This window comes from Amycolatopsis ultiminotia (genome assembly GCF_039536925.1).
In the GTDB taxonomy this organism is placed as follows: Bacteria; Actinomycetota; Actinomycetes; order Mycobacteriales; family Pseudonocardiaceae; genus Amycolatopsis; species Amycolatopsis ultiminotia.
In genome coordinates this window covers 1-1862 of the sequence record NZ_BAAAZN010000054.1, presented here as the reverse complement: position 1 = coordinate 1862, position 1862 = coordinate 1, and the positions used below count along the sequence as shown (strand labels likewise).

Here is a 1862-nt window from a genome sequence, read left to right as displayed (position 1 = left end):
CGGGAGGCTTGGGATGTGCGGGATCGCGGGATGGGTCGACTTCGGGCGTGATCTGACCGCGGAGCGGTCGGTGGTGGAGGCGATGACGGTGGCGTTGTCGCGGCGGGGTCCGGATGCGAGTGGGGTGTGGTTGGGGTCGCGTGCGGGGTTGGGGCATACGCGGAATTCGGTGATTGATTTGGTGGGTGGGGTGCAGCCGATGGTGGCGGGGGAGGAGGTGGCTGCGCCGGTGGTGTTGTCGTATAGCGGTGAGGTGTACAACTTCCGGGAGTTGCGGGTGGAGTTGGAGGGGCGGGGGCATCGGTTCCGTACGCGTAGTGATACGGAGGTGGTGTTGCGGTCGTATTTGGAGTGGGGTGAGGAGTGCGGTCTTCGGTTGGAGGGGATGTTTGCGTTCGCGGTGTGGGATGGGCGGACGGAGGAGTTGGTGTTGGTGCGGGATCGGTTGGGGATCAAGCCGTTGTTTTATGCGGAGGTTCCGGGTGGGTTGTTGTTTGCTTCGGAGCCGAAGGCGTTGTTGGCTGGTGGGGTGCGGCCGGTGGTGGATGGTGATGGGTTGCGGGAGTTGTTTTCGACGGCGAAGACTCCGGGGCAGGCGGTGTTTCGGGATATGCGGGAGTTGTTGCCGGGGCATTCGTTGAGGTTTGGGTTTTCGGGGAGTGTGGTGCGGCGGTATTGGCGGTTGGAGGCTCGGCCGCATGGGGATGATCTGGAGGGGACGGTGGGGCGTGTGCGGTCGTTGCTGGAGGAGATTGTGACGCGTGAGTTGGTGGCGGATGTGCCGTTGTGTTCGTTGTTGTCGGGGGGTATTGATTCGAGTTCGGTGACGGCGTTGGCGAATGCGGCGCGGTTGCGTAATGGGGATGATCCGGTGCGGACGATTACGACGACGTTTGTGGGGTATGCGGAGAATTTTCGGCGGGATGATACGCGGGATACGCCGGATGGTCCGTATGCGACGGAGTTGGCGCGGTATGTGGGTACGGATCATACGGATATTGTGTTGGGGACGGCGGATTTGATGGATCCGCAGGCGCGGTTGGAGTCGTTGTTGTGTCAGGATATGCCGACGTCGTTGGGGGATATGGATATTTCGGTGTATTTGATGTTCCGGGCGACGCGGGAGCATTCGACGGTGGCGTTGACGGGTGAGACGGCGGATGAGATTTTTGCGGGGTTCAAGTGGTTGCATGATCCGGTGCAGGTGGCGGCGGATACGTATCCGTGGGTGGCGCGGGAGAAGAATATGGCTGGTGCGCAGTCGGGGCAGGGGTTGGGGTTGTTTGATGGGTCGTTGATGCGGAAGTTGGATATGCCGGGTTATTACGCGGATAGTTATCAGCAGGCGCGTGCGGAGGTGCCGCATGTGGATGGTGAGGATCGGGTTGAGTTCCGGATGCGGGAGCAGTCGTATTTTCATCTGGCGCGGTGGTTGCCGATGTTGCTGGATCGGGATGATCGGTTGGCGATGGCGTCGGGTTTGGAGACTCGGGTGCCGTTTTGTGATCATCGGTTGGTGGAGTATGTGTATAACACGCCGTGGAGTTACAAGAGTTTTGATGGGCGGGAGAAGAGTTTGTTGCGGGCGGCGATGAAGGATGTGTTGCCGAGGTCGGTGTTGGATCGGCCGAAGAGTCCGTATCCGGTGACGCAGGATCGGGCGTATACGCAGGCGTTGCATCAGGCTATGCGGGATGTGTTGGATGATCCGAATTCGCCGGTGTTGCCGTTGTTGGATGTGGCTGCGGTGAAGCGTGCGGTGCAGGATTCGGGTGGGGTGGCGCATGAGTGGCACAGCCGGATGAACATCGAGATGGCGCTCGGGTTCGACACCTGGATGCGCAAGTACGGCATCGAACTGG

1 protein-coding gene is annotated in these 1862 nt (G+C 60.7%); it reads left to right on the top strand.

Going from position 1 to position 1862, the window contains the following annotated elements; genetic code table 11:
• Window positions 1–13: 13 nt before the first annotated feature.
• A partial coding sequence (gene asnB, locus ABD793_RS42505; protein WP_425548861.1) for an asparagine synthase (glutamine-hydrolyzing) occupies window positions 14–1862 on the top strand: 1849 nt, incomplete at its 3' end.